Raw genomic sequence first — 26,984 nt, forward strand, 5'->3', positions numbered from 1 at the left:
TACACGAAACATCAACCTTCTGAATGTTTTTTCAGTAAAGTTTGTACAAGTTTTTCCATCTCTTCTAACGTTTCTTTATAAATAGAAAGTGACCCGCCAAATGGGTCTGAAATATCCTTACTTATCCCCTCAGTTACTCCATATAATGTATCCACTTTCTTTTCAACACTCGGATAATGCCCAAGTACAATTTGCTTATGGTTTTCCGTCATTGTTACTACAATATCTGCCCAATCAATCAAAGCTTCATTTATCTGCTGCGAAGCATGATCGATTGTAATTCCCTTTTCAGCTAAAGCTTCCTTTGCATATATCGACGCATCACTTCCAGGATAGGCGAAAACACCAGCAGATTGCACTTCAAAATTACCTTCTCCATGATGACGAAGTAACGCCTCAGCCATCGGGCTACGGCATGTATTTCCAGTGCAAATAAATAACACTCGTTTCATCCAAACCCACCCCTTTTCTTCTTTTTCCTATCTTTCATCATAACGTACATAAGAATAGAACAAAAGAAATGTGAATATACGAAAGGCGCATTTCTCTTATATTTTTTCTAAGAAAAATGCGCCTTATCCACATATATGTGAAACCCTATTTCCAAGTGCCTAGAGTATTTTAACATACATAGCAAGCGTACTACAAAACAAAATAAGGAATCCATTTCATATGAAACGGACTCCTCTTATACAATAATTATTTCATTGTAACTTTCATTACTTCTGTTGAACCTTTTGTAGCTGTTACGCCTACAGTTGTTTTAATAGACTCAGCTGCATCTGTGTTTGTAATAACGATTGGAGTAATTGTACTTTTCGCTTTTTCACGGATTAATTCTAAGTCGAATGAGATTAATTTATCTCCAGCTTTTACAGCTTGGCCTTCAGAAACGTGAGCTTCGAAACCTTCGCCTTCCATTTTTACAGTTTCTAATCCAACGTGGATTAAAATTTCTGTACCGTTTTTCGCTTTAATTCCTACAGCATGTTTTGTGTGGAATAACTGTACGATTTCACCATCAACTGGAGATACAACTACACCTTCAGTAGGATCGATTGCAACACCTTCACCCATCATACGACCAGCGAATACTGGATCTGGTACTTCTTCAATATTTTTCACTGCTCCAGTTAATGGAGCTACGATTGTTTCTTCATTTGTTTTTGAACCAAAACCGAATAATTTTTTAAACATAGGATAGTCCTCCTCATAATTTACCTAAAAGTTTATAGGGCAATCCCTAGTAAAACCCGGGATACATGTAAGACTTCATACTTCGAATATTATACTGTAAAAACGCTTTCGAAATAAATTACGTCATTACTAATAGACTCTTATTGTAGCTCTTTGCAAAATTCCAGTCAATTCTGATTGTCTGAATAACAATAAGAAGTTAACTTCTACTTATATTTTCTCTTTTTTTACCCAACTTGTCTAGAGGTCTTTACTACATTTTTCTTTTTGTCGCTAATTTGTAAAATTATTTTCAAACTTTTTTCGAAATCCACTTGACTAAAGTAAGTAACTATTTTATTATTACTTACATAAGGTAAGTTAATAACTTTTAGGAGGTTTTTAAAATGATGGATATCGGTCTTCTTATTATTCGTCTTATTATAGGTATTACATTCATGGGTCATGGTGCTCAAAAACTATTTGGTTGGTTCGGCGGCTACGGTTTAAAGGGAACTGGCGGCTGGATGGAGTCAATTGGCTTACGCCCTGGTGTATTCATGGCATTTATGGCTGGCGCAACTGAATTATTAGGTGGTTTCTTATTCGCATCAGGTATATTCACTGCAATCGGTTCATTATTTATCGTTGGAACAATGTTAATGGCAATCTTCACTGTTCACGGAAAAAATGGTTACTGGATCACACAAAACGGATTTGAGTATAATTTAATGTTAATCGCTGTCGCTGTCGGAGTAGCTTTAATCGGACCTGGGGCATACGTTTTATTATAATTTTTACCTTGAATTCGAGATTATTTAGACGGAACTTACTTCAATCACAATGAAGTAAGTTCTTTTTATGTAATAAAAATATTATTTTCAGCAGGAGTTTTCCACTAACATCTTGTAAACAAACAATAAGTCGTCATATTTAGAAAGGGGATTTTACGCATGTTATCCATTAATCCAAATGAACAAACGGAAAAAGAGAATTACAAATTATTAACGGGAAGTATCATTCCACGCCCTGTCGCATTCGTTACTTCTGTAACAAAAGATGGCGTATTAAACGGAGCACCGTATAGCTATTTCAATATTGTCGCTGCTAATCCACCACTTATCTCAGTTTCTGTACAACGAAAAGCAGGAACACCGAAAGATACTTCTCGAAACGCAATCGAAAAGGGTGAGTTTGTCGTACATATTTCTGATGAATCTTACGTAGAAGCAATTAACGAAACAGCGGCTAACCTCCCGCCAAATGAGAGCGAAATTGAACTAGCAAAACTAACACCAATTGAAAGTGATGTTATCTCCGTTCCAGGTGTAAAAGAAGCCAATATTCGAATGGAGTGCATACTAGAACGCGCAATCCCTCTTGGCGGAACAGAAGAATCACCAGCTTGCGATCTACTAATCGGACGCGTCGTTCGTTTCCACGTCGCAGAACACCTATACGAAAACGGACGCATTCATGCAGAAGGACTAAAACCAGTAAGCCGCCTAGCAGGACACAACTACGCAAAACTAGGAGAACAATTTGAATTGGTGAGGCCAATTTAAAGGCAGAGGCGGCTCGTTCAGAATGAGAAGGGGATGGAGCTCCTGACGTAGAGGCGCTTTTTGCCTCGCAGGAAGGCGCGAAGCCACCGACCATTCTAACCGCTGGAACTGGATATATCCCCTAAAAGCGCAAGAGGCCCGTTCACTTCCATCACCTAAACATAACCCCCCGCTGAAAGCGGGGGATTTTTTATCGTAATTCTTCGTTCTTCTCCTCTAATGCCGGGAATTTCTCTTTTTTAGATCTACCAAGCTTTATTACAAAAAAATATAAGGAAAGTAACGTAATAAGGAAAACAATTAAAAACGGATACGGAGAATAAAAAGTACGCGCCGCCTCCGTTTTTCCCGCAACAAACTTCAATGACTCAATATCTAAAAACTCAGCAAACATTTGTACACCGAGCATACTAAACCAAAAAACAAAAAAACTAATAATAATACCAAAAACTTGCTTTAATCTCGTCATTCATCTCATCCTTTCTATATCTATAATTTTTTAGCGCAATCAGTATAGTATAAATAAAACTATGCACAGAAAGGAACTATCTTACCATTCGCGAATTAACTTCATCCAACCTAAAATTGAAATTTGCAAAATAATACCCCAAATAACAAGCCGTCTTAACCACTTAGGGAAAAAAGTTAAAAATCGAATATACCATTCCAATAATTTATTCATAACTCCCTCCTATTTAAAATTATATAGGAAAAAGGAGATATAATCCAAATCCAACGAGAATGATACCACCTACTATCTCGCCATATGTGCCGAGCATATCTTTCGCATGTCTACCAATTAATAAACCAATCCACGCTAATAACATACTAACAAATCCAAAAAGTAATATTGTAATAATTGTCTGCGCTCCGTAAATTCCAAGACTAAGACCTACTGAAAAACTATCTATACTAACGCCAAATGCAAATACGAATAAACTAATTCCGATAGGGGCCGTTCTAGTCTCTTCATTCTCCAAAACAGATGAATATACAATATAGAATCCTAGTCCAATTAATAAAATAGCACCTGCAAAATGTGCAATGTCTCCATACTGCTCTGATAAAAAGCGACCTAATACCATCCCTATAAATGGCATGATAATATGAAATATCCCTATCGTCATACCGATATACAGGATCTGTCTTCCCTTTAAGGTCATCATTCCCATACCAAGGCTCACCGAGAACGCATCCATCCCTAGGGCGAATGCCATAATTATTAAAGGTATTAGCTGTTCAAACGTCATTCATGTCCCTCCTCGGACGTGCTACTTCAAAATATGCTTATCCGAGGAGAAATATTCGGTTTGCTAATCGTACCTTATGATTCCGTAATAACCTGATGTCCTGCCGCTTTCGTTAAGCGATTCATAATGGCATTCCCTATTCCTTCATTCGGGAATGATTCACTAAAAATAACATCCACTTCACTTGCATCAAACGTTCTAAGTACATCATATAATTTAGTCGCAACGCTAGCTAAATCACTTCGAACACCACAAGACAATACAACATCCGCGCTATATACATGCTGATACTCTTCTGTCGTTAATACACCTACTTTAAACCCTTCTTCTTTCTTCTCATCCACAAGGCGTTGAATAAATTCACGTGAACCTTCTACAATACTCAGTGGCGCTTTCGGTGCATAATGTGTATATTTCATTCCAGGTGATTTCGGTTTTTCTTTCTCGTCCTTTAAAGCCGGATCTAAAGAAACAGTACCAATCACCTCTTCTAATTGTTCTTTCGTAATCCCACCTGGGCGTAATATCGTTGGAACAGCGCTCGTACAATCAATTACAGTCGATTCAACACCTACTCCCGTCGCACCACCATCTACAATACCTGCGATTTTCTCATTTAAATCTTCATATACGTGAGACGCTAACGTCGGACTTGGACGACCAGAACGATTCGCACTCGGTGCTGCAACAGGTACATTCGCCTCTTCAATAAGAGCAAGCGCTACTGGATGATCAGGCATTCTTACTCCAACCGTATTAAGTCCTGCCGTCACCTTCTCTGAAATTCCTTCTTTTCTAGGTAAAATAATTGTTAACGGACCTGGCCAAAAGTGCTCCATTAACTTCTCTGCAACTGGCGGGATTTCTTTCACAATCCCGTCCAACTGTGATTTTGTACCGATGTGGACAATCAGTGGATTATCACTCGGTCTTCCTTTCGCTTCAAAAATTTTCGCGATTGCTTCATCATTCATCGCGTTGGCGCCTAGTCCATATACCGTTTCTGTAGGGAAGGCAATCGCCTCGTTTTCCCTTAATAATTTTGCTGCTTCTTCTAACTGTGGATAATATTTTTTTCTTTCCACAACATTATCCACAACCCACATATTTGTATGCATTTTTTCCCACGTCCTTTTCTACCCTGAAATACTTGTCTATTTTTAGTTTACTATGAGATTTATCCAAAAGACAAACAAGGTTTATCCACAAAATGTGGATAAACCTAATTAATCCGTGGATAACTTTGTGAATAGCTGACAATTTAGTATTATTGCATTTGGCTCTTTTATATTTTTACAAAAGTGTTCTAACTGTCGAATTCCCTCTGGTACGTTTTCTTTCTCTATAGTAACAAAGTCAAAAAACTGAAAGATTGTTATAGATTGTGGATGATTTGTTAGTAAGTACAATTGTCGAATATTTTTTTCTTTCATATACTGCAAAAACATTTCAAAAAAATATAAGAAAGTCTGTTTATCCACATTAGGTGTGAATAAACAAGAACGAATCAGTGCATGTTCTTCACTTTGTTCATATCCGATAACAGCCCGTATCTCTTCCGCCTCTTCCAAAATCATAAATTGCGCGTACAACTCATTTATTTTATCATCTTTTTTATTAGCTTGTCCGAAAAAAGAATGCAATCTTTCCACATCTGCTTTCGTCGCAAAATATACTTTCTTCATAGTAAATCCCTCCTCTTTTTTATATATGAGAAGGGATTTACTAATAGTACTATTTAGAGAATAAAGATGTAAAAGCCTCTACAATAAATAACTTAACTTCTGGCTTTTCTTCTTCCTCCTCTACTTTTACATACTCATTTTGTTTTTCTTGCTTTTGTTCCACAGGTTTCTCCACTTTGTCCACAGTTTTTGTTTCCTCTTTACTTACAGGTTGTTCTTCTACTTTTGTTTCATTTTTTACTACTTTCTTTTCAGAAGCTGTTACTTTTTTTACAGCTTCCTGCTTTACAACTTTCGTTTCTTTCACTTTACCCTCTTTCTTCTCTGGTACATCCACCACTTCCTCATCTTGCTCCTTAACTTCCCCCTCTTCAGGAGATTCAGCCTTCACAACATGTTCTTCCTTCCTTACAGCTGTACCACTTGAAAAATCTAAGAAACACATCGGTGGAAATAATACACACCACCAGTTTGCCCCTTCCCCTTCCCCAATTGTAATCAATACCGCCTCATATTCCCCTGCTGGATAAATAAAATTCCCATATACCTTTGTAGGAAACTTTACATTCTTACTAAATTTCACTTGAAATGAATCTTTACTTCCTTCTTTTTTCAACGTATTTGCCACTGTTTTTTCGATTTCTGGAATATGACTTTGAATGACTTTACGCGCCTCTTCAAATGAAGTTAAATCCGCTACCCATCCATCAATTTGTGCTTTTACTTCATCACGCACTTTGCGCTTTAACACCTGATCTTTATCTGAATCACTATTTGCTAAAATTCGTAATCGAACGGCCTCTTTCGGAATAACTGAAGGCCCTTTTGCATCAGCTTTCATATATCCAAACTGCACAAGTAACTGTGCACCAATTAATAATAGAAGAAGATAAGCAATAACTTGTTTTTTCATTTCCTCCACCGTCCCTTCTACAAACAGTGTGGACAGACTTTCATCTTTCTAAACTATTAAATTCAAAATCTATATGAATTTTTCCACAAAAAAAATAGAGTAAGGTGTGAACCTTACTCCATCTCTGCAAATACCATACGATCTTTTCCATTAATATCAAAAACAACCTCAACATGAGCATGTGGAAAAGCTTGTTGTAACAACCCTTTTACATCCTCACCTTGCCCTACTCCAATTTCAAATGCCACAATTGCTTTCTTCTGCAACACATTCGGCAACTCTTCCATAAAACGGCGATAGAAATCTAATCCGTCTTCACCACCAACAAGTGCTCTCTTTGGCTCATGCTCTTTCACCACAGGAGAAAGGCCACGCCAATCCTCTTCCGGTATATATGGAGGGTTTGAAACAACAACATCTAACTTTTGACTTGTTTTATAAAATGGTGACAATAAATCACCATGATAGAACGTTACTTCTGCGCCCAAAGTTTTTGCATTTTCTTTTGCAACTTCAATCGACTCTTGTGCAATATCTACCGTATACACATGAAGATTTTTATTTTCTAAAGCAAGCGTAATAGAAATCGCTCCACTACCTGTACCGATATCCGCCACATGCAGTTTCTCATCACCGAAATGACGCTCGATTCTTTCTAACACTCCTACTATAAGCTCTTCTGTTTCCGGTCTTGGTATTAATACTTCTTCATTCACAAAGAACGACCGTCCATAAAACATTTCATAACCAATCATATATTGAATAGGAATACCTTCTACATGCTTGTGAATAAACTCCGTAAAACTTGTTTCTTGTTCCACAGTTATTTCTTCACGCATATTCATGAGCATTCCGGTTCTGTTCGTCTTTAATACATGACAAAGGACAATTTCTCCCGCATTTTCATCTCGTCCATTTTCCTGTAAAAAAGAAGAAGCCCATTTCAGGGCTTCATAGACACGCATTACTCAGCTGCCTCCATCTTTTGAGCCTGATCTTCCATCACTAAGGCATTGATGAAATCATCTAACTTACCTTGTAAGATTTGATCTAGCTTTTGAATCGTTAAACCGATTCGATGGTCTGTAACACGGTTTTGCGGGAAATTATACGTACGAATACGCTCTGAACGATCACCCGTACCAACAGCTTGTTTACGGTTTTGATCATACTCAGCTTGCGCTTCTTGTCTAAACTTATCATAAACACGTGCGCGTAATACTTTCATCGCTTTTTCTTTATTCTTGATTTGTGATTTCTCATCCTGACACGATACAACTACACCAGTCGGTAAATGCGTTAAACGTACCGCTGACATCGTTGTATTAACACTTTGTCCACCAGGACCACTAGAAGCAAACGTATCAACACGAACATCTTTTTCATGAATACTAATTTCTACTTCTTCTGCCTCTGGTAATACAGCTACAGTTGCTGTAGATGTATGAATACGTCCACCAGATTCCGTTTCAGGAACACGTTGTACACGGTGAGCACCATTCTCGAATTTTAGCTTCGCGAAAGCACCTTTACCGTTAATCATAAAGATAATCTCTTTATATCCACCTAACTCTGTATAGCTCGCTTCGATAATTTCAGTTTTCCAACCTTGTACCTCAGCATAACGGCTATACATACGATATAAATCACCAGCAAATAAAGCCGCCTCGTCACCACCAGCAGCACCACGAACCTCTACGATAACGTTTTTATCATCATTAGGGTCTTTTGGAACAAGTAAAATTTTCAGACGCTCTGACAATTCTTTATCTTGTCCTTCTAATTCAGAAACCTCTTCTTTTACCATGTCACGCATATCAGCGTCTAACTTATCTTCTAACATTGCTTTTGCATCTCTTAATTGCTCACGAACATCTTTATACTCACGGTACACCTCTACCGTTTCCTGCATATCAGATTGTTCCTTTGAATACTCACGAAGCTTATTCGTATCGCTAATAACCTCTGGGTCACTTAACAATTCATTTAACTTCTCATAACGATCTTCTACAGCTTGCAAACGATCTAACACACCATTCACCTCTACATCCTAGTATCTAATACAAATAGTATATGGTACTTAATCAAAAAAACGCAAATTATATTTAAAAGCGTAAGCGGCTCGCTCAGAATCGCAGGACATTGGAACTCTCGACCTTGAAGCGCTCTTTGCTTCGAGCGAGAGAGTGAAATGGCCGGAGATTCTAGCCGCTGAAGCTAGATAATATTTAAAAGCGCAAGCGGCTTGCTCAGAATGGGAGAAGGTTGGAGCTTCTGACAGAGAGGTGCTCTTTGCCTCGCAGGAAGAAGCGAAACCACCGACCATTCTAGCCGCTGGAGCTAGATAATATTTAAAAGCGTAAGCGGCTTGCTCAGCTCTGACTGCTAAAGTTCTTAGCTGTTTGAAGAGCCGGCCACCAATCTTCATTTATTTTCGAAAAAAACCCGCTCTACATAGCGAGTTTCATTTATCTTTGTTTTGTAGGTACTGCATGACAATGACGACAACGTGGTTCATACGATTCCGAAGCCCCAACTAAAATAATTGGATCATCAAATGCCGCTGGTTCTCCATCGATTAAACGTTGCGTACGACTTGCAGGAGATCCGCATGCAGAACAAACTGCCTGCAACTTAGTTACATGTTCAGCAATCGCCATCAGCTGAGGAACTTGTCCAAATGGTAGACCACGGAAATCTTGGTCTAATCCAGCTACAATGACACGATAGCCACGATTTGCCAATACTTGCACCACTTCCACAATGTCCCCATCAAAAAATTGTACCTCATCGATTGCAATAACATCCATTTCTTCTGTTACATGGTTAAATATATCTTTTGAAGCTGAAACAGGAACTGCTTTAACCTTTAATCCATTATGTGATACAACATCTTCTTCACTATAACGATTATCAATACATGGTTTAAATACAATCGCATGTTGTTTCGCAAATTGCGTACGGCGTATACGGCGGATGAGCTCTTCTGATTTTCCAGAAAACATACTCCCGCAAATCACTTCAATCCAACCATTTTGATTCATTAAGTACATTGAGCTCTCCTTTCATCTACTTTCCTAATCCAAAGTAGGGTAAAGGTTTAATATTTTTGCAAAAAAAACAGACAAGCGAATACATACACTTGCCTGTTTTATGTTCTTTATTACTTGATACCGTATTTCTTATTGAAGCGGTCAACACGTCCGTCTGCAGTAGCAAACTTCTGACGTCCAGTGTAGAATGGGTGAGAATCAGAACTGATCTCAATTTTTAGTAATGGATAAGTGTTACCATCTTCCCACTCAACAGTTTCGCTAGAGCCTTTAGTAGACCCGCTTAAGAATTTGAAGCCTGTGTTCGTGTCCATAAATACAACTTTATTGTAATTTGGATGGATTCCTGCTTTCATTCTTTTCATCTCCTTCCGCCCTGAATCATTTTCGAAACAGAGTTTTTCATCTTCAGCTGCTTACACAACTATATTGATGAAACACATATGATGAAATTATAACAAGGCTAACTCCATTTTGCAACTACCTGTTTTTGTCTTTTTAAAATTTAAAAGCGCAAGCGGCTCATTCAGAATCGCAGGACATTGGAGCTCTCGACCAAGAAGCGCTTTTTGCTTCGACCGAGAGAGCGAAATGGCCGGAGATTCTAGCCGCTGGAGCTGGATATAATTAAAAGCGCAAGCGGCTCGTTCAGAATCCGGGACACTTCAAACTCTCGACCCAAATATGATTTTCATCTCAAAAAACAAAATTTTTCCCATATATTACTCTCCCTAATATTCCCTTAAAAAAACATAAAAAACTCGCTTACCACAAAATAAGCGAGTCCCAATCTTTTCCCTTTACTTAGTTGTTACATATCTTTTTGAGTCTGCAACAATGTTTTGTAAAAATTCTTCATTTGTCTTTGTTTGACGAAGTTTACGTAAGAAACCTTCGACAAAGTCTGGTGTATCACGCATTGTTTTACGAATACCCCATAGCTTGTCTAAATGTTCTTTCGGAATTAATAGATCTTCTTTACGTGTACCAGAACGGCGAATATCAATTGCCGGGAAGATACGGCGCTCAGCTAATGAACGATCTAAGTGAAGTTCCATATTTCCAGTTCCTTTAAATTCTTCGTAAATTACATCGTCCATACGAGATCCTGTATCAACAAGCGCTGTTGCTAAAATCGTTAAGCTACCGCCTTCTTCAATATTACGTGCAGCTCCAAAGAAACGCTTCGGTCTATGGAAGGCAGCTGGGTCGATACCACCCGATAATGTTCTACCACTTGGCGGAATAACAAGGTTGTAAGCTCGCGCTAAACGGGTAATACTATCCATTAAAATGATAACATCTTTTTTGTGCTCTACAAGACGCATTGCACGTTCTAACACAAGTTCCGCTACTTTAATATGATTTTCTGGCACTTCATCAAAAGTAGAGCTTACAACATCTCCTTTAACAGAACGTTCAATGTCTGTTACTTCCTCTGGACGCTCATCAATTAAAAGTACAATTAATTCAGCTTCCGGGTGATTTGTTGTAACACTGTGTGCGATTTCTTTTAATAGACTTGTTTTACCAGCCTTTGGAGGCGCGACAATTAAACCACGTTGTCCAAATCCAACTGGTGCGATTAAATCCATGATGCGTGTCGGTAACTTTTTCGGTTCCGTTTCCAATTTCATTTGGCGATCTGGGTATAATGGTGTTAATGCAGGGAAATGCACACGCTCTTTTGCTGACTCTGGATCATCTCCGTTTACAGCTTCAACTTGTAATAATCCAAAATAGCGTTCATTTTCTTTCGGAGGTCGTACTTTACCAGAAACCTTGTCTCCATTACGTAAATCGAAACGACGAATTTGCGAAGCTGAGATATAAATATCTTCTGAGCTTGGAGAATAGTTGATAGGACGTAGGAATCCAAATCCTTCTGATTGAATAATTTCTAATACGCCTTCCATGAAGAAGAAACCTTCTTTTTCTGCTCGAGCTTTTAGGATAGCGAAGATTAACTCTTTTTTCGTTAATTTGCTATAATACGAAATCTTAAATTCTTTCGCAAGCTCGTATAACTCTTTTAATTTCATGTTTTCTAATGCTGCAATTGACAAATTCATTCAGACACCACACTTTAACATTATTCTCTTTTCACATGGGTAAAGGGAAAAAATACGGAAGGCAAATAATTAATAATGAAAGGCAATAAGTTCAAGTAGGGTAATATTCACTATTGTAACCCTTTTATCTAGTTTTAATCAATACGTTGAAACACAAATACAAGAAGCGAAGACAAGAAAATTTGTCTTCGCTTTTATTTAACCTAGTTCCAGTAGCTAGAATGGTCAGGAGCTCCAATGCCCTGCGATTCTGAACGAGCTGCTTCCACTTTTTATTCAATCCAGCTTCAGCAGCTAGAATGGTCGGTGGCTTCACTTCTTCCTACGAGGCAAAAAGCGCTTCTACGTCAGAAGCTCCATCCCCCTCCCATTCTGAACGAGCTGCTTACGCTTTTTATTTAATAACCAAGTTTGGTTTTTTATTCAAGCTATGACGTCCGTCTACGAAGCGTACTGTGCCTGATTTTGCACGCATAACAAGGGATTGTGTTGTTCCTACGCTACCTTTAAATTGAACGCCGCGTAATAGTTCTCCGTCTGTTACGCCTGTTGCCGCAAAGATTGCATCGTCACCTTTTACTAAGTCTTCCATGCGAAGAATACGATTTATATCTTCAATACCCATTTTTTTACAACGAGCTAATTCAGCTTCATTTTGAGGCAGAAGCTTTCCGTGGATTTCTCCACCTAAACATTTTAATGCAACTGCTGCTAATACACCCTCAGGTGCTCCACCAGAGCCGAATAAAATATCTACACCTGTGCGATCAAATGCAGTGTTAATTGCTCCAGCCACATCTCCATCGTTAATTAATTTAATACGAGCACCAGCTTTACGAATTTCTTCGATAATCGCTTGATGACGTGGACGGTTTAAAACTGTCGCTACAACATCTTCAATATCTTTATTTTTCGCTTTCGCAACCGCACGTAAGTTATCGATAATAGGTGCATCAATATCGACCGCCCCAACCGCTTCTGGGCCAACCGCGATTTTATCCATGTACATGTCAGGAGCATGTAACAAATTACCATGATCTGCAATTGCAATAACAGCAAGAGCATTCCATCCACCAGCTGCTACGATGTTTGTCCCTTCTAAAGGATCAACCGCAACGTCTACACGTGGTCCATATCCTGTACCTAATTTCTCTCCGATATACAGCATTGGCGCTTCGTCCATCTCACCTTCACCAATTACAACTGTACCTTTCATCGGGATTGTATCAAATACATCACGCATAGCTGATGTTGCTGCACCATCTGCCTCATCCTTTTTCCCGCGCCCCATCCAACGCGCTGATGATAATGCTGCAGCCTCTGTTACACGTACTAACTCCATAGATAAACTTCTTTCCACGATAATCCCTCTCCTTTAAGTCTTTATATTTCTGCCGTATTTTGTGAACCGTGTTTCTCTACAAAGTATACTTCCGCAAGTAGTGATGCTTCGCTTCCCCCTTGCGGAAGTATCACTTATGCGTTCTTCATCTCTTCAATTTCTTGACTTGTCATTTGTTCTCGCCAAATGTTTGCGCCAAGCCCTTTAAGCTTGTCTACTATATTTTCATAACCTCGATCAATATGCTCAAGTCCAGTTACTTCTGTAATTCCATCCGCCATTAACCCTGCAATAACAAGAGCCGCTCCAGCTCGTAAATCACTCGCTTTCACTTTTGCACCTTGCAATAAAACTGGACCAGTTACAATTGCCGAACGACCTTCCACTTTAATTTGTGCATTCATACGACGTAATTCATCAATGTGTTTAAAGCGTGCGCCGTAAATCGTATCCGTTACAACACCCGTTCCGTGTGCCTTTGTTAAAAGCGTCGTAAATGGTTGTTGTAAATCTGTTGGGAATCCTGGATATACAAGCGTTTTTATATCAACTACTTTTAACCTTCTATTACCGTTCACTGTAATTTGGTCATCGTTCGTTTCAATTTGGACACCAGCTTCTCTTAACTTCGCTGTAACTGACTCTAAATGCTGAGGAATCACATTATCAACCGTTACTTCTCCTCCTGATGCAGCTCCTAAAATCATATACGTACCCGCTTCAATACGATCCGGAATGATCGTATGGTGACAACCGTGCAGTGAATCCACACCATCAATTCGGATTACATCTGTTCCAGCACCTTTAATGCGTGCACCCATGCTCGTTAACAATGTAGCTACATCAATAATCTCTGGTTCTTTCGCTGCGTTTTCAATAACAGTTCTACCTTTCGCTCGCACAGCTGCTAGCATAATATTAATTGTAGCTCCTACACTAACAACGTCTAAATAAATACGTGCCCCGCGTAGCTCATCTGCTCTTAAATAAATCGCACCCTGTTCATTCGTAACATGTGCACCTAACGCTTCAAACCCTTTAATATGCTGATCAATCGGCCTCGGTCCTAAATGACATCCACCCGGAAGCCCAATAACAGCTTTTTTAAAACGGCCAAGCATCGCACCCATTAAATAATAAGAAGCACGCAATTTTTTCACTTTTCCATTCGGTAAAGGCATTGCAACCATGTTAGAAGGATCGACTACCATCTCTTCCTCCTGTCCATAAGTTACTCTTCCTCCAATTTCCTCTAGCAAGTCTCCTAACATTTTCACGTCCGAAATATTAGGGACACCACCAATAGTTACTGGAGTATCTGCTAAAATTGTCGCTGGAATTAGTGCAACGGCGCTGTTCTTTGCACCACTCACTCGAATTGTTCCATTTAAAGCTCTTCCGCCTTCAATTAGCAATTTTTCCATATTGAGCTCCCTTCTTGTGAATGTATTTACTTTCTATATCTTTATAGAAAGCTCCCCTTAAGAATCTCAATCACTCTTTCCACCCTAAAACTCAATAAATAGGAAACCATTATCCTCATTTCTCCAGTAGTACGAATAGATAAAGATTAACTATTTATCGAATTTACTTTATCAATTTAGATACATTATCACATTTATTAATAGGACTATGCACATTATTTTCTATTTCAAAAGCAAAATGATAAAAATCTTTAGACTTGTTCACGCTTTCATTATACAACGAAAGGAAACCGTCTAAAAGACTAGACGGTTTCCAAAACGGAATTTTATTCTTACGCTTTACCGTTAGAACCGAATTCACGCATTTTACCAGCAACAGTTGCTTTAATAGCTTCGCGGCCAGGTCCAATATATTTACGAGGATCGTAAACTTCTTGGTCTTTGCTTAATGCTTCACGAACAGCTTTTGTAAACTCAATTTGGTTCTCAGTGTTTACGTTAATTTTTGAAGTACCTAAAGAAATAGCTTTTACGATATCAGCAGTTGGGATACCAGTACCACCGTGTAATACTAAAGGTACACCAGTGAAGTCACGAACTTGTTCCATTTCAGCGAATCCTAAGTTAGGCTCACCTTTGTAAGGACCGTGTACAGAACCTAAAGCTGGAGCTAGGCAATCGATACCTGTTGCTTCAACAAGGTGCTTACACTCTGCTGGATCAGCGTAAATTACGCCTTCAGCGATGATGTCGTCTTCTTGTCCGCCAACTGTTCCAAGCTCAGCTTCAACAGATACGTTACGAGCGTGTGCGTATTCTACTACTTTTTTAGTAGTTTCAACGTTTTCTTCGAATGGGTGGTGAGAAGCGTCGATCATTACAGATGTGAAACCTGCATCGATTGCTTCTTTACATTTTTCGAAGCTTGAACCATGGTCAAGGTGAATCGCTACAGGAACAGTGATGTTCATTTCTTCGATTAAAGCTTTAACCATAGCTACAACTGTTTTGAAACCAGTCATATGACGAGCTGCACCCTCAGATACACCTAGGATTACAGGAGATTTTTCTTCTTCCGCAGCAGCTAAGATAGCTTGAGTCCACTCTAAGTTGTTCATGTTGAATTGACCAACTGCGTATTTTCCTTCTAGTGCTGTGTTTAGCATTTCTTTCATAGAAACTAAAGGCATGGTGAATCCTCCTAAAAAACGTTTTTTGTATCCGATAAGTTCTTATCGCTGGTAGTATGACCAGAATAAGGTAAAATATGTATATTTACATACCGGACTTTTTTCTACACTCAATAGGATAACAACTTGTACTCAAAAACTCAACCGTATTCACCTGCTCAATAGTCCATGTAAACGCTTTTTTCCATATTTTTTATAAAAAATTCATTTTTTACGCCTCTACAGCAAGCTGTTCTCTCACCGCTTGACGAATCTCATCAATATCAAACGGTTTAGCAAAGTGCATTAAAGCTCCTAAATCTTTCGCTTCTTGGATCATATCAAGCTCTCCATAAGCAGTCATTAAAATTACTTTAATACTCTCATCAATTTCCTTTACATGTTTTAAAATCTCTATACCATCCATACCTGGAATTTTCATATCTAACACTACTAAATCTGGATTATCTTTTTTCACGATATCTAAAGCTTGAAATCCATTCGCTGCTTGGAATGTCTGATAACCTTCTTTTTGGAACACTTCATGTAATAACACACGAATGCCATATTGATCATCAACAATTAAAATTTTACCTTCCATAACTCCCAACCTTTCTGTGTAAATACAAGATTTAAAGCTTCTTATATCTTAACGATTAATTTTCGCTATTCTTTGGCAAATCCCTTCCTATTCTTTCTTATTTTACCGTTTCCTATTTTGTTATGCTACCCTTCGATTTCACCTTTCTAAAAAAATAAACTATAATGAAAGCCGATAAACACGTACGAAAGGGAGTAACATTATGTTAAAAATTTTTTCAACTCAATTAAGTGGTTATTTCTCCAGGGTTTCTCAAAAAGAAGAAATGAATATAGAAGATAGTGCCCGTCTACTTGCTCAAGCATTAGTTGGCGACGGTTTCATTTATTTACATGGTACAAATGAAATGGAGGGCGTTGTCGCTGAAGCATTATTCGGTGCTGAACCAATGAAGCAAGCAAAACGATTATTTGAAAATGGTAAAGAAGTAGAAGTAACTTCTGCAGATCGTGTACTTCTTATTAGCCGTTTTTCAACAGATGAAGAAGTTGTAGCAATGGCAAAAAAACTTCAAGCTGATGGACACTCTATTGTCGGCATCTCTGCTATTCAAGAAGGTACTGAATCACTAGAACAATATACAGATGTACATATTGATACAAAGCTGTTAAAAGGTCTTATTCCAGACGATGAAGGCAATCGCTACGGATTCCCAAGTTTAATGGTAGCTTTATTTGCATATCACGGGATCAAATTTACAATCGATGAAATGTTAAATGAATATTAAAAAAAGCGCCCTATTTCAGGCGCTTTTTTTATTACTTGCTCTCTTTATTCGTAATAGAAGCACTTACGAAGTCATGGAACAATGGTTGTGGACGGTTTGGACGAGATACAAGTTCTGGATGGAACTGTGCTGCCACGAACCAAGGGTGGTCTTTTAATTCAATGATTTCAACTAGACGACCGTCTGGGCTTGTACCAGAGAATACAAATCCTGCTTTTTCCATATCCGGACGGAATTGATTGTTGAACTCATAACGATGACGATGACGCTCATATACAACCGGCTCGTTGTAAGCATTGTAAGCATTTGTTTCTTCAGCAAGCTTACATGGATATAGACCAAGACGAAGTGTGCCACCTAAGTCTTCTACATCTTTTTGTTCTGGTAATAAGTCAATGATTGCATAAGGTGTGTCAGGATTAATTTCAGAAGAGTTAGCTCCTTCTAATCCTAATACGTTACGTGCGAATTCGATTGATGCAAGTTGCATACCTAGGCAAATTCCTAAGAATGGAACTTTGTTTTCACGAGCATATTGAATTGCAACGATTTTACCTTCTACACCACGATCGCCGAATCCACCAGGTACAAGGATACCATCTGTGTCACCAACTAATTCTTGTACGTTCTCTGGTGTTACGTGCTCAGCGTTTACCCATTTCACTTCTACATCTGTGTCGAATGAATAACCCGCATGACGAAGTGCTTCTACAACAGAAATGTATGCATCTTGAAGCTCTACGTATTTACCAACAAGAGCGATTTTTGTTTTCTTAGAAAGGTTACGTACTTTATTAACTAGCGCAGTCCACTCTGTCATATCTGCAGCTGGATTGTCTAATTTCAAGTGATCGCAAACGATTTGGTCCATATTTTGCTCTTGAAGAGATAATGGAACCGCATATAAAGTATCTGCATCACGTGCTTCGATAACTGCTTTTGTATCAATGTCACAGAATAATGCAAGCTTGTCTTTCATATCTTGAGAAACAGGCAATTCTGTACGAACAACGATAATATTTGGTTGAATACCTAAGCTGCGAAGCTCTTTAACGCTATGTTGCGTTGGTTTTGTTTTCATTTCACCCGCTGCTTTTAAATACGGGATTAACGTACAGTGAATGTACATTACATTGTCACGACCGATGTCGCTCTTAATTTGACGGATTGCTTCTAAGAATGGTAGAGACTCGATGTCACCAACAGTTCCACCAATTTCTGTAATAACAACGTCCGCGTTTGTTTCGCGACCAGAACGATATACACGCTCTTTAATTTCGTTAGTAATGTGAGGAATAACTTGAACTGTTCCTCCTAGGTATTCACCACGACGCTCTTTTTGAAGAACTGAAGAGTAAATTTTACCTGTTGTTACGTTGCTGTATTTGTTTAAGTTGATGTCGATGAAACGCTCATAGTGACCAAGGTCTAAATCAGTTTCTGCACCATCATCTGTTACGAATACCTCACCGTGTTGGTATGGGCTCATAGTCCCTGGGTCTACGTTAATGTATGGATCAAACTTTTGAATCGTTACGTTTAAACCACGATTTTTTAAAAGTCTTCCAAGAGATGCTGCTGTAATACCTTTTCCTAAAGACGATACTACACCGCCTGTTACAAAAATATACTTAGTCATGAAAAAGCTCCCTCCTATTTTGCTGTTATATAATCACCGTTGCAAAGCGCAACGTATGTAGATAACACTGTATCCATCTTATTGTTAGACTCTTTTTATTTTCTAAACAAAAAACAAAAAAGAAAATTGCTCCCCTCATCACATAAAGTAATAAGTAGGGAGCAATTTTCTTTTATATTTACACTTTAAAAGTATTATCGTCCTTTTTTAAAGAGCCCAAAAATGATTCTACATGGACGATAATGAAAAGTCAAGAACTACAGTTCTTCCTCTTCTTCTTCTTCAGCTTCAGCTTCATCGTACTCAAGTTCTTCTTCGGCGAAGTCATCGTCATCATCTTCATCTAAATCATCAAGATCATCGTCATCTCCGTCTTCTTCTTCAAGAACCTTGTCCAAATCTTCTACCTCTTCTTCATTTGCGTCTGCATCTTCGAAGTCTTCATCTTCTTCGATGTAGTCGTCAAAACCGTCCTCTTCAACTTTACGTTTCTTCTTCGGTTTTGGCTGAGGTAAGATTTCTTCATCAATTTGCTCATATGGGTACCAGCTACGTAGCCCCCAACGATTTTCTCCTAAATTAATGAAACGTCCATCGATGTTTAAATCTGTATAAAATTGTGCGAGTTTCGCATTAACTTGCTCTTGAGATAGTCCCAGCACTTGAGCGATTTCTCGAACCAACTCGTTGAATGTCGTTGCTTGTCTTTTATCCCCTAAAACGCTATGTACAACTTCAATCATTGAACATTCTTTTAGCTCTTCTGGTGAATATTGCTTAAAATTCACTTATGCGGCACTTCCTTTCTTCAAATATAACCTTATATATAACGGTCTGCTTAAAAAAATCCATACTATTCATTATAAACAAAAGTCGCACAAATATGCTACAAAAAAAACGGGAAACTTTAATATGGTAATAAAATTATAATTTGTCTATTCCTTATTTCGGAAACATATGCGCTCCTTGCAGTACATACCTAATTTGCATTTCTGTATATTCTTCAAGCGTATACAGTTTTTGCAGGGCCCAACGTCTAAATCCCCACATTTGTCCTTGTATGAAAATGTTATGTGCAAGAAGCTGTATCTCTTTTTTATTTAATGTAAATGTCCCATTTTCTGTACACTGCTCTAAAATATTCTCAAACATCCCGACCATTTGAAACTCTTTTTCTAATACATATGGGAGTGATTCTTTCGGTAAAAAACGTACCTCTTGATACATAATTAATACTTCTTCTTGCAATTCATCCATCACTTTAAAATAATTCGTTATCGCTATCTTTAAGCTTTCTATACTTCCCTTCTCTGTACACACTACTTCCTCTAATCTTTCTTTTACATGTTCATAAATACTATCACAAACTAAATATAAAACATCATCTTTTGTACGAATGTACTCATAAAGTGTTCCAATACTAAACCCAGCCGCCTTCGCAATCTCTCTCGTTGTTGTACGCGGGAACCCTTTTTGCTTAAACAATTGCACCGCACCTTTAATCATTTGTTCACGTCTTAACGCAACTAATTTTTCATCTTTCACGGACGCATGTACATTATGTTTAACCATCCCCTTCACCTCTCCCTATTATTTTTTGGAAGGAAAAAGCGTAGGAAAATACCTACGCTTTCATTCCTACTTCGTTAACATACGAGAAATTACAAGCCTTTGAATCTCTTGTGTTCCCTCATATATTTGTGTAATCTTTGCATCGCGCATATAACGCTCTACGGGATAATCTTTCGTATAACCGTAACCACCAAATACTTGTACCGCTTCAGTCGTCACCTTCATCGCTGTATCGCCTGCAAATACCTTTGACATCGCTGACTCTTTCCCATACGGAAGCCCTTCCGATTCAAGCCAAGCCGCTTGGTATGTTAGAAGACGCGCCGCCTCCACATCCGTTGCCATATCTGCAAGTTTAAAGCCAATTCCTTGCTGCGCCGCAATAGGTTTCCCAAACTGATGACGCTCTCTTGCATATTCTACAGAAGCATCTAAAGCCCCTTGCGCAATACCGACTGCTTGCGCGGCAATACCATTACGGCCGCCATCTAATGTTTGCATCGCAACTTTAAATCCTTGGCCCTCTTCCCCGAGTAGGTTCTCTACAGGAATACGGCAATCTTCGAACATAATTTCAGTTGTTGGTGAAGAGCGAATCCCTAACTTGCTTTCCTTCTTCCCAACTGAAAATCCTGGTGTATCACTTTCCACAATAAACGCGCTCGTACCACGCTGCTTCGATTCGGGATCAGTTAACGCAAAAACAACATAAATATCAGCAATACCGCCATTTGTAATAAAGATTTTCGATCCATTTAAAATGTAATGGTCTCCATCTCGTTTCGCAGTTGTCCTCATTCCGCCCGCATCTGAACCAGAACTTGGTTCCGTTAAACCGTATGCGCCAATTTTCGTTCCTTCTGCCATCGGTCGTAAAAACTTTTGCTTTTGTTCTTCCGTTCCAAATTTAAAAATTGGCCAACCAGCAAGTGAAGTGTGTGCAGACAGCGTTACACCTGTTGAAGCACAAACACGAGATAATTCTTCGATAGCAATTACATACGCTAAGTAATCGCTTCCAATTCCGCCGTATTCTTCAGGCCACGGAATGCCGGTTAAACCAAGCTCTGCCATTTGATCAAATAGTGCACGATCAAATCTCTCTTCTTCATCACGCTCAGCTGCCGTCGGTGCTACTTCGTTCTTAGCAAAATCCCGAACCATTTTTCTTATCATTTCATGTTCTTCTGATAGTTTAAAATGCATTCCCGTCTCCCCCTTATCCTTTTATAAAGCTCGACTAATAACAAGTTTCTGTATCTCACTCGTTCCTTCATATATTTGCGTGATTTTCGCATCACGGAAAAATCGTTCTACCGGATAGTCTTTCGTATAACCGTAACCGCCAAATACTTGCACCGCTTCAATCGCAACTTCAACAGCCGTCTTAGAAGCGAATAATTTCGCAATAGAAGCTTCTTTACCGCATGGTAATCCTTGCGCCCTTAGCGATGCTGCTCTGTATACAAGTAGTCGTGCTGCTTCTACGCTAGTCGCCATATCTGCAAGTTTGAATCCGATTCCTTGCTGCGCCGCAATTGGCTTGCCGAATTGCTCACGCTCTTTCGCATAATCAATCGCACATGCAAGCGCCGCTTCCGCGATTCCTAATGCCTGCGCTCCGATTCCAATTCGTCCAACATCTAAATTCGCCATTGCCACCTTAAATCCTTGTCCTTCTTCACAAAGTAAATTCTCGGCTGGCACTTTCATATCTTCAAACGTAAGTTGTACCGTGCGAGAACCAAGAAGTCCCATTTTATGCTCATCTTTGCCGATAATTAAGCCCGGTGTATCTTTCTCTACTATAAATGCAGAAATCCCACTTTTTCCTGCCTCTGGATTTGTAGAAGCGAATACAATGTATGTACTTGCTTCACCGCCATTTGTAATAAATACTTTCGATCCATTAATAATGTAGTGATCGCCTTTCTTTACAGCTCTTGATTTCAAACTCCCTGCATCTGATCCTGCATTTGGTTCTGTTAATGCAAATGCACCTAAATATTCACCAGTCGCAAGTTTAGAAACATATTTCTGCTTCTGTTCTTCTGTTCCAAAATATAAAATCGGGTTCATTCCAACTGACGTATGTACAGCCAAAATTACACCAACAGTTGCACTTACCTTTGAAATTTCCTCAATTGCTAAAATGTAAGAAATAAAATCCATTTCTGCCCCGCCATATTTTGCAGGCGCTGGAATACCCATTAGTCCAAGCTCACCCATCTTCTGCAAAATCTCTTTAGGGAACACCCCTTGTTCCATACTAGGAACAAAGGGAGCTATTTCCTTCTGCGCAAAATCTCGAACCATTTTCCTCATCATTTGTTGCTCTTCGGTAAAATGAAAATTCATGTACTCCGCCTCCGTTTGCTATATATCTTTTTAATAATTTGGTAAGACCACTATTTTAATAAAAGGAGGACTTTATTCGTAAACGTAGAAACCACGGCCTGTTTTACGTCCTAACCATCCTGCGTTCACATACTTGCGTAATAATGGACATGGGCGATATTTACTATCTCCTAATCCTTCATGCAACACTTCCATAATGTATAAACATGTATCTAAACCGATAAAATCAGCTAATGTAAGTGGTCCCATCGGATGATTCATACCTAGTTTCATTACTTCATCAATCGCTTCTTTCGTCGCTACACCTTCATATAACGTATAGATCGCTTCGTTAATCATCGGTAATAAAATACGGTTCGATACAAATCCTGGGAAATCATTTACTTCAACTGGCACTTTCCCGATTTTTTTCGTAATATCTTCAATTGTTTCGTACACCTCATCACCTGTAGCCAAACCACGAATAATCTCAACAAGCTTCATAACCGGAACGGGATTCATAAAGTGCATACCAATTACTTTCTCTGGACGTTTCGTTACTGCTGCAATTTCAGTAATTGGTAGAGAGGACGTATTCGTCGCTAAAATTGCGTGTTCTGGAGCGATTTCATCTAGATTCGCGAAAATTTTCTTTTTAATGTCCATTTTCTCAACAGCCGCTTCAATAACAAGATCCGCTTCCTTCACACAATCTAAATCAAGCGTTACTGTAAGGCGATTTAACGTCGCTTCCTTCTCTTCTTCCTTCATGCGTCCTTTTTCTACTTGGCGCGCTAAGTTTTTCGTAATAATAGCCAATCCTCTGTCTAATTGCTCTTGTTTTAAATCTTGTACCTTCACATCATATCCTGCCATTGCACATACTTGTGCGATTCCCGAACCCATTTGTCCTGCACCAATTACAACTATTTTTTGTACACCCATTCTTTCTTCCCCCTTAATATAAATTGTTAATAAATCAAAAATCACCTACACGTAAATTAACGAACTTCAATCATAATTGCGTCACCTTGACCGCCACCGCTACAAATAGAAGCAATTCCAATTCCGCCGCCGCGCTGCTTCAGTGCGTGGATAAGTGTAACGATAATACGCGCTCCACTTGCTCCAATTGGATGTCCCATCGCTACAGCGCCGCCATTTACATTCAATTTGTCTGGGTCAATTCCTGCAATCTCTGTACTTGCAATTGCTACCGCTGCAAACGCTTCATTAATCTCGAATAAATCGATATCTTCAATTGTCTTTCCTGTTTTTTTCAACAATTCTTTAATTGCATAACCTGGCGTTCTTGGGAAATCTTTAGACTCCACTGCAATTGCTGTATGTGCCAAAATTGTCGCTAATGGCTTTCTTCCTTCTTGCTTCGCTCTGTCTTCGCTCATTAATACGAGCGCTGCACCGCCATCATTTAGTCCAGGAGCATTACCCGCTGTCACTGCCGACGTCTTATCAAATACAGGTTTTAATTTCGCTAATTTTTCAATCGTTGTATCCGCGCGTGGCGCCTCATCTTTTGCAACGACGATAGGATCGCCTTTTCTTTGCGGAATCGTTACTGGCACGATTTCCTCTTCAAAACGTCCTTCTTTATGCGCTGAAACCGCACGCTGATGGCTACGATATGCCCATTCATCTTGCGCTTCACGAGAGATTCCATCTTCCTTCGCAACCTCTCCGCCATAAACACCCATGTGTATACCTGAAAATGCGCATGTTAAACCGTCAGCAACGTTTAAATCGATGATTTCGTTGTTACCCATTCTGTATCCCCATCTTGCACCTCGTAAAATGTAAGGACTGTTACTCATCGACTCCATACCGCCAGCTACAATTAGTGATTGATCGCCAGTACGAATAATTTGATCCGCTAACGTAACCGCACGAAGCCCTGATGCACAAACTTTATTCACTGTTTCCGTCTGTACTTCCCAAGGGATTCCAGCAGCCCTCGCAGCTTGGCGCGATGGAATTTGTCCCTGTCCCCCTTGAATAACTGTTCCAAATATAACTTCCTCAACATCACTAGCAGGAACATTTGCTCTCTCAAGCGCTGCTTTAATTGCAATTCCCCCAAGTTCTGTTGCCTTCACGTCTTTTAAAGATCCTCCAAATTTCCCAACCGGTGTTCTTGCAGCACTTAAAATAACTGTTTTACTCATATTTATTTCCCCCATCTCTTTTTTTAGGACCGAGCGCTCGCTCGGTGTTCTTACGTTGAGAAGAGGTGCAATGATTGCACCTCTCTCTAAAGTTGTATTCATGCTTGCAGATTACATCGCTTCTTTCTTCTGTCCGATAACAGAGCGTTCTAAAATCTCTGTTACATCAAGAGTTTGAACCTTCTCTTCTACTTCTTTCGCTTTCGTCCCATCGCTAATCATCGTTAAGCAATATGGACAACCTGTACCGATAATAGATGGCTCTACAGCTAGTGCTTGTTCTGTACGAGCAACGTTAATACGTGAACCTGCTGTCTCTTCCATCCACATTAAGCCACCACCTGCGCCACAGCACATTCCGGTTTCACGGTTACGTGCCATTTCTACAAGATTCACACCAGGAATTGCTTTCAAAATATCGCGTGGCGCTTCGTATACTTCGTTGTATCTTCCTAAGTAACAGGAATCATGGTACGTAACTGTTTCCTCAATAGCGTGAACAGGTTTTAAGCGTCCTTCTTTCACCCACTGAGCTAACAATTCTGTATGATGATAGACTTCTGCTTGCAAACCAAAGTCTGGATACTCATTTTTAAATGTGTTATAAGCGTGAGGATCAATCGTAACGATTTTCTTCACTCCTGCTTTTTCAAATTCCTCGATATTCTTTGTCGCCATCTCTTGGAAGACAAATTCATTTCCAAGACGTCGCGGTGTATCTCCAGAATTCTTTTCTTTATTACCAAGTATCGCGAATGAAATGCCTGCTTCGTTCATTAACTTCGCAAACGATATCGCAATCTTCTGACTACGATTATCATATGATCCCATTGAACCAACCCAGAATAAATATTCGAACTCCTCGCCAGCTTTCGATTTTTCTTTTACAGTTGGAACTGTTACTTCATCATCACCTTGGCGCCAAGTTTCACGCTCTTTACGGTTCAGTCCCCACGGATTCCCTTGACGCTCGATGTTTGTCATCGCACGCTGCGCTTCCGCGTCCATCTTTCCTTCTGTTAAAACGAGATAGCGGCGTAAATCAATAATTTTGTCAACATGCTCATTCATAACCGGACACTGATCTTCACAGTTACGGCACGTTGTACAAGCCCAAATCTCTTCCTCTGTAATAACATCTCCGATTAAACTCGGATCGTAAGCAAGCGTTGTAGCTGCTGATTCTTGTTGCCCTTTCCCAGCTGCCATCATCGCTAACTGATTTCCTTGTGTATTATTAAAGGCAACTACTGGAACCCACGGTGCTTTTGATGTCACTGCTGCTCCTTTATCAGTTAAATGATCACGAAGTTTTAAAATTAAATCCATCGGCGATAACATTTTCCCTGTCCCTGTTGCCGGGCACATATTTGTACAGCGACCACACTCTACGCAAGCGTATAAATCAATAAGCTGATTTTGTCTAAAGTCTTCGATTTTACCAACACCAAATGTTTCTTGCGTTTCATCTTCAAAGTCAATCTTTTCAAGTTTCCCTGGATTTGAAAGACGACCGAAGAAAACGTTAACTGGTCCCGCAATTAAATGCGCGTGTTTTGATTGTGGAACATACACTAAAAACGTTAACAAAATTAGTAGATGCACCCACCAAGAGAAATAGAACACAGAAATGGCTGCGGTTTCATTTATTCCCGAGAAAACGTAAGCGATTGCAGAAGCAATTGGTTCACTCCATGAAAGCTCCTCGCCGTGCCATATAATTCCCATCCCATTACCGAGTAGCACAGAAATCATTAAGCCACCAATAAAGATAAGAACAAGGCCTGATTTGAAATTACGTTTTAAACGAACTAGCTTCTCAACATAACGTCTATGAAAAGCCCAAAAGACTGCAATTAAAATAACAAGTGTGACAATTTCCTGGAAGAATGTAAATGCAGGGTATAGTGGTCCAAGTGGAAGATGTGATCCTGGTGCGAGTCCTTTCCAAACGAAGTCAATTGCTCCAAATTGGACAAGAATAAATCCGTAAAAGAACATAACGTGAATAATGCCGCTCTTCTTATCTTTCAGCAGCTTTTTCTGACCGAAAACATTGACCTTAAGGAGATCCCAACGCTCTTTAAAACGACGGTCAAATTCAATCTTTTTTCCTAACTGTATGTAGGCCATCCTCGTCCGTATAAGATACACAAACAAATATCCCGCATAAGCAATAACAGCAATGGCAGCCAGCCAATTAATGATCAGTAAGCTATTCATTTTTATGCTACCCCTCTCTTTGTAAGCCCTCTTTCTTTTTTAGAATCTTCAAA

General features: G+C 39.2%; 29 protein-coding genes. 3 read left to right on the forward strand and 26 right to left on the reverse strand.

The annotated features are described in order from the left end of the window. Window positions 1-11 precede the first annotated feature (11 nt). Window positions 12-452 (reverse strand): low molecular weight protein arginine phosphatase, encoded by a 441-nt coding sequence (locus tag DN393_RS19670; RefSeq protein WP_064476106.1) that lies wholly within the window; start codon window positions 450-452, stop codon window positions 12-14. A 247-nt stretch (window positions 453-699) separates the two neighbouring features. Continuing rightward, a complete protein-coding gene (locus DN393_RS19675) occupies window positions 700-1,197 on the reverse strand; it encodes a PTS sugar transporter subunit IIA (protein ID WP_000473649.1) in 498 nt (165 codons plus the stop codon). A gap of 386 nt (window positions 1,198-1,583) precedes the next feature. On the opposite strand from DN393_RS19675, the gene DN393_RS19680 reads away from it, so the two are divergent. Continuing rightward, complete coding sequence (locus DN393_RS19680) at window positions 1,584-1,970, forward strand: DoxX family protein (RefSeq protein ID WP_064476105.1); 387 nt, start codon at window positions 1,584-1,586, stop codon at window positions 1,968-1,970. 159 nt (window positions 1,971-2,129) lie between these two features. Next, on the forward strand, window positions 2,130-2,741 hold the full coding sequence (locus DN393_RS19685) for a flavin reductase family protein (RefSeq protein ID WP_064476104.1): 612 nt from the start codon (window positions 2,130-2,132) through the stop codon (window positions 2,739-2,741). Window positions 2,742-2,931: 190 nt separating this feature from the next. Here the strand turns inward: DN393_RS19685 and DN393_RS19690 are convergent, their stop codons facing one another. The 16 genes from DN393_RS19690 to spo0F all read right to left on the reverse strand — a co-directional run bounded on the left by DN393_RS19690 (window position 2,932) and on the right by spo0F (window position 16,250). Further along, a complete protein-coding gene (locus tag DN393_RS19690; RefSeq protein ID WP_064476103.1) occupies window positions 2,932-3,210 on the reverse strand; it encodes a DUF3935 domain-containing protein in 279 nt (92 codons plus the stop codon). An 81-nt stretch (window positions 3,211-3,291) separates the two neighbouring features. After that, complete coding sequence (locus tag DN393_RS32065) at window positions 3,292-3,423, reverse strand: hypothetical protein (protein WP_255299896.1); 132 nt, start codon at window positions 3,421-3,423, stop codon at window positions 3,292-3,294. A 19-nt stretch (window positions 3,424-3,442) separates the two neighbouring features. Then, entirely contained in the window at window positions 3,443-3,991 is a 549-nt protein-coding gene (locus DN393_RS19695) for a manganese efflux pump MntP (protein WP_064476102.1), read from the reverse strand. A 74-nt stretch (window positions 3,992-4,065) separates the two neighbouring features. Beyond that, window positions 4,066-5,109, reverse strand: coding sequence for an L-threonylcarbamoyladenylate synthase (locus tag DN393_RS19700; RefSeq protein WP_064476101.1), 1,044 nt, complete (start codon window positions 5,107-5,109; stop codon window positions 4,066-4,068). Window positions 5,110-5,217: 108 nt separating this feature from the next. After that, complete coding sequence (locus DN393_RS19705) at window positions 5,218-5,676, reverse strand: GNAT family N-acetyltransferase (RefSeq protein WP_000758431.1); 459 nt, start codon at window positions 5,674-5,676, stop codon at window positions 5,218-5,220. Window positions 5,677-5,725: 49 nt separating this feature from the next. Beyond that, on the reverse strand, window positions 5,726-6,589 hold the full coding sequence (gene spoIIR / locus DN393_RS19710; RefSeq protein WP_064476324.1) for a stage II sporulation protein R: 864 nt from the start codon (window positions 6,587-6,589) through the stop codon (window positions 5,726-5,728). 113 nt (window positions 6,590-6,702) lie between these two features. Then, window positions 6,703-7,554: a peptide chain release factor N(5)-glutamine methyltransferase gene (gene prmC, locus DN393_RS19715; protein WP_064476100.1), complete on the reverse strand. Its 852-nt coding sequence runs from the start codon at window positions 7,552-7,554 to the stop codon at window positions 6,703-6,705. Continuing rightward, entirely contained in the window at window positions 7,554-8,621 is a 1,068-nt protein-coding gene (prfA, locus tag DN393_RS19720; RefSeq protein ID WP_002096180.1) for a peptide chain release factor 1, read from the reverse strand. Before prfA ends, prmC begins: the two co-directional genes overlap by 1 nt. A 48-nt stretch (window positions 8,622-8,669) precedes the next feature. Beyond that, window positions 8,670-9,017: a hypothetical protein gene (locus DN393_RS31630; protein ID WP_103655212.1), complete on the reverse strand. Its 348-nt coding sequence runs from the start codon at window positions 9,015-9,017 to the stop codon at window positions 8,670-8,672. Window positions 9,018-9,057: 40 nt separating this feature from the next. Further along, complete coding sequence (locus tag DN393_RS19725) at window positions 9,058-9,642, reverse strand: thymidine kinase (RefSeq protein ID WP_000281086.1); 585 nt, start codon at window positions 9,640-9,642, stop codon at window positions 9,058-9,060. Window positions 9,643-9,752: 110 nt separating this feature from the next. Continuing rightward, the gene (locus DN393_RS19730) at window positions 9,753-9,998 is read right to left on the reverse strand and encodes a type B 50S ribosomal protein L31 (protein WP_000643447.1); all 246 of its coding nucleotides are present in this window, start codon (window positions 9,996-9,998) and stop codon (window positions 9,753-9,755) included. A gap of 444 nt (window positions 9,999-10,442) precedes the next feature. Next, a complete protein-coding gene (gene rho / locus DN393_RS19735) occupies window positions 10,443-11,714 on the reverse strand; it encodes a transcription termination factor Rho (RefSeq protein ID WP_001053898.1) in 1,272 nt (423 codons plus the stop codon). 394 nt (window positions 11,715-12,108) lie between these two features. Continuing rightward, a complete protein-coding gene (glpX, locus tag DN393_RS19740; RefSeq protein ID WP_000442336.1) occupies window positions 12,109-13,074 on the reverse strand; it encodes a class II fructose-bisphosphatase in 966 nt (321 codons plus the stop codon). Window positions 13,075-13,190: 116 nt separating this feature from the next. Then, on the reverse strand, window positions 13,191-14,480 hold the full coding sequence (gene murA / locus DN393_RS19745; protein ID WP_064476098.1) for a UDP-N-acetylglucosamine 1-carboxyvinyltransferase: 1,290 nt from the start codon (window positions 14,478-14,480) through the stop codon (window positions 13,191-13,193). Window positions 14,481-14,812: 332 nt separating this feature from the next. Beyond that, window positions 14,813-15,670 (reverse strand): class II fructose-bisphosphate aldolase, encoded by an 858-nt coding sequence (locus DN393_RS19750; RefSeq protein WP_048542703.1) that lies wholly within the window; start codon window positions 15,668-15,670, stop codon window positions 14,813-14,815. 211 nt (window positions 15,671-15,881) lie between these two features. Continuing rightward, a complete protein-coding gene (gene spo0F, locus DN393_RS19755; RefSeq protein WP_000398593.1) occupies window positions 15,882-16,250 on the reverse strand; it encodes a sporulation initiation phosphotransferase Spo0F in 369 nt (122 codons plus the stop codon). A 202-nt stretch (window positions 16,251-16,452) separates the two neighbouring features. Here spo0F and DN393_RS19760 point away from each other — a divergent pair, with 202 nt between their 5' ends. Beyond that, window positions 16,453-16,977, forward strand: a complete 525-nt coding sequence (locus DN393_RS19760) for a DUF2529 domain-containing protein (protein ID WP_064476097.1) — start codon at window positions 16,453-16,455, stop codon at window positions 16,975-16,977. A 31-nt stretch (window positions 16,978-17,008) separates the two neighbouring features. Here DN393_RS19760 and pyrG read toward each other — a convergent pair whose 3' ends face one another. From pyrG to DN393_RS19800, 8 genes are all read right to left on the reverse strand, one after another. After that, on the reverse strand, window positions 17,009-18,616 hold the full coding sequence (gene pyrG, locus DN393_RS19765) for a CTP synthase (RefSeq protein WP_000170450.1): 1,608 nt from the start codon (window positions 18,614-18,616) through the stop codon (window positions 17,009-17,011). Window positions 18,617-18,873: 257 nt separating this feature from the next. Beyond that, window positions 18,874-19,404, reverse strand: a complete 531-nt coding sequence (gene rpoE, locus DN393_RS19770) for a DNA-directed RNA polymerase subunit delta (protein WP_064476095.1) — start codon at window positions 19,402-19,404, stop codon at window positions 18,874-18,876. Window positions 19,405-19,558: 154 nt separating this feature from the next. Then, window positions 19,559-20,188, reverse strand: a complete 630-nt coding sequence (locus DN393_RS19775) for a TetR/AcrR family transcriptional regulator (protein WP_000238598.1) — start codon at window positions 20,186-20,188, stop codon at window positions 19,559-19,561. Window positions 20,189-20,254: 66 nt separating this feature from the next. Beyond that, on the reverse strand, window positions 20,255-21,394 hold the full coding sequence (gene acdA / locus DN393_RS19780; RefSeq protein WP_000545531.1) for an acyl-CoA dehydrogenase AcdA: 1,140 nt from the start codon (window positions 21,392-21,394) through the stop codon (window positions 20,255-20,257). A 21-nt stretch (window positions 21,395-21,415) separates the two neighbouring features. After that, on the reverse strand, window positions 21,416-22,546 hold the full coding sequence (locus DN393_RS19785) for an acyl-CoA dehydrogenase (protein WP_149173785.1): 1,131 nt from the start codon (window positions 22,544-22,546) through the stop codon (window positions 21,416-21,418). A 72-nt stretch (window positions 22,547-22,618) separates the two neighbouring features. Next, entirely contained in the window at window positions 22,619-23,470 is an 852-nt protein-coding gene (locus tag DN393_RS19790; RefSeq protein WP_149173786.1) for a 3-hydroxybutyryl-CoA dehydrogenase, read from the reverse strand. Between the two features lie 56 nt (window positions 23,471-23,526). After that, the gene (locus DN393_RS19795) at window positions 23,527-24,810 is read right to left on the reverse strand and encodes an acetyl-CoA C-acetyltransferase (RefSeq protein ID WP_098101706.1); all 1,284 of its coding nucleotides are present in this window, start codon (window positions 24,808-24,810) and stop codon (window positions 23,527-23,529) included. A 9-nt stretch (window positions 24,811-24,819) separates the two neighbouring features. Beyond that, entirely contained in the window at window positions 24,820-26,931 is a 2,112-nt protein-coding gene (locus DN393_RS19800) for a (Fe-S)-binding protein (protein WP_048542718.1), read from the reverse strand. Window positions 26,932-26,984 lie beyond the last annotated feature (53 nt).

It is taken from the genome of Bacillus sp. BPN334, from assembly GCF_008368885.1.
Classification (GTDB): Bacteria; Bacillota; Bacilli; order Bacillales; family Bacillaceae_G; genus Bacillus_A; species Bacillus_A wiedmannii.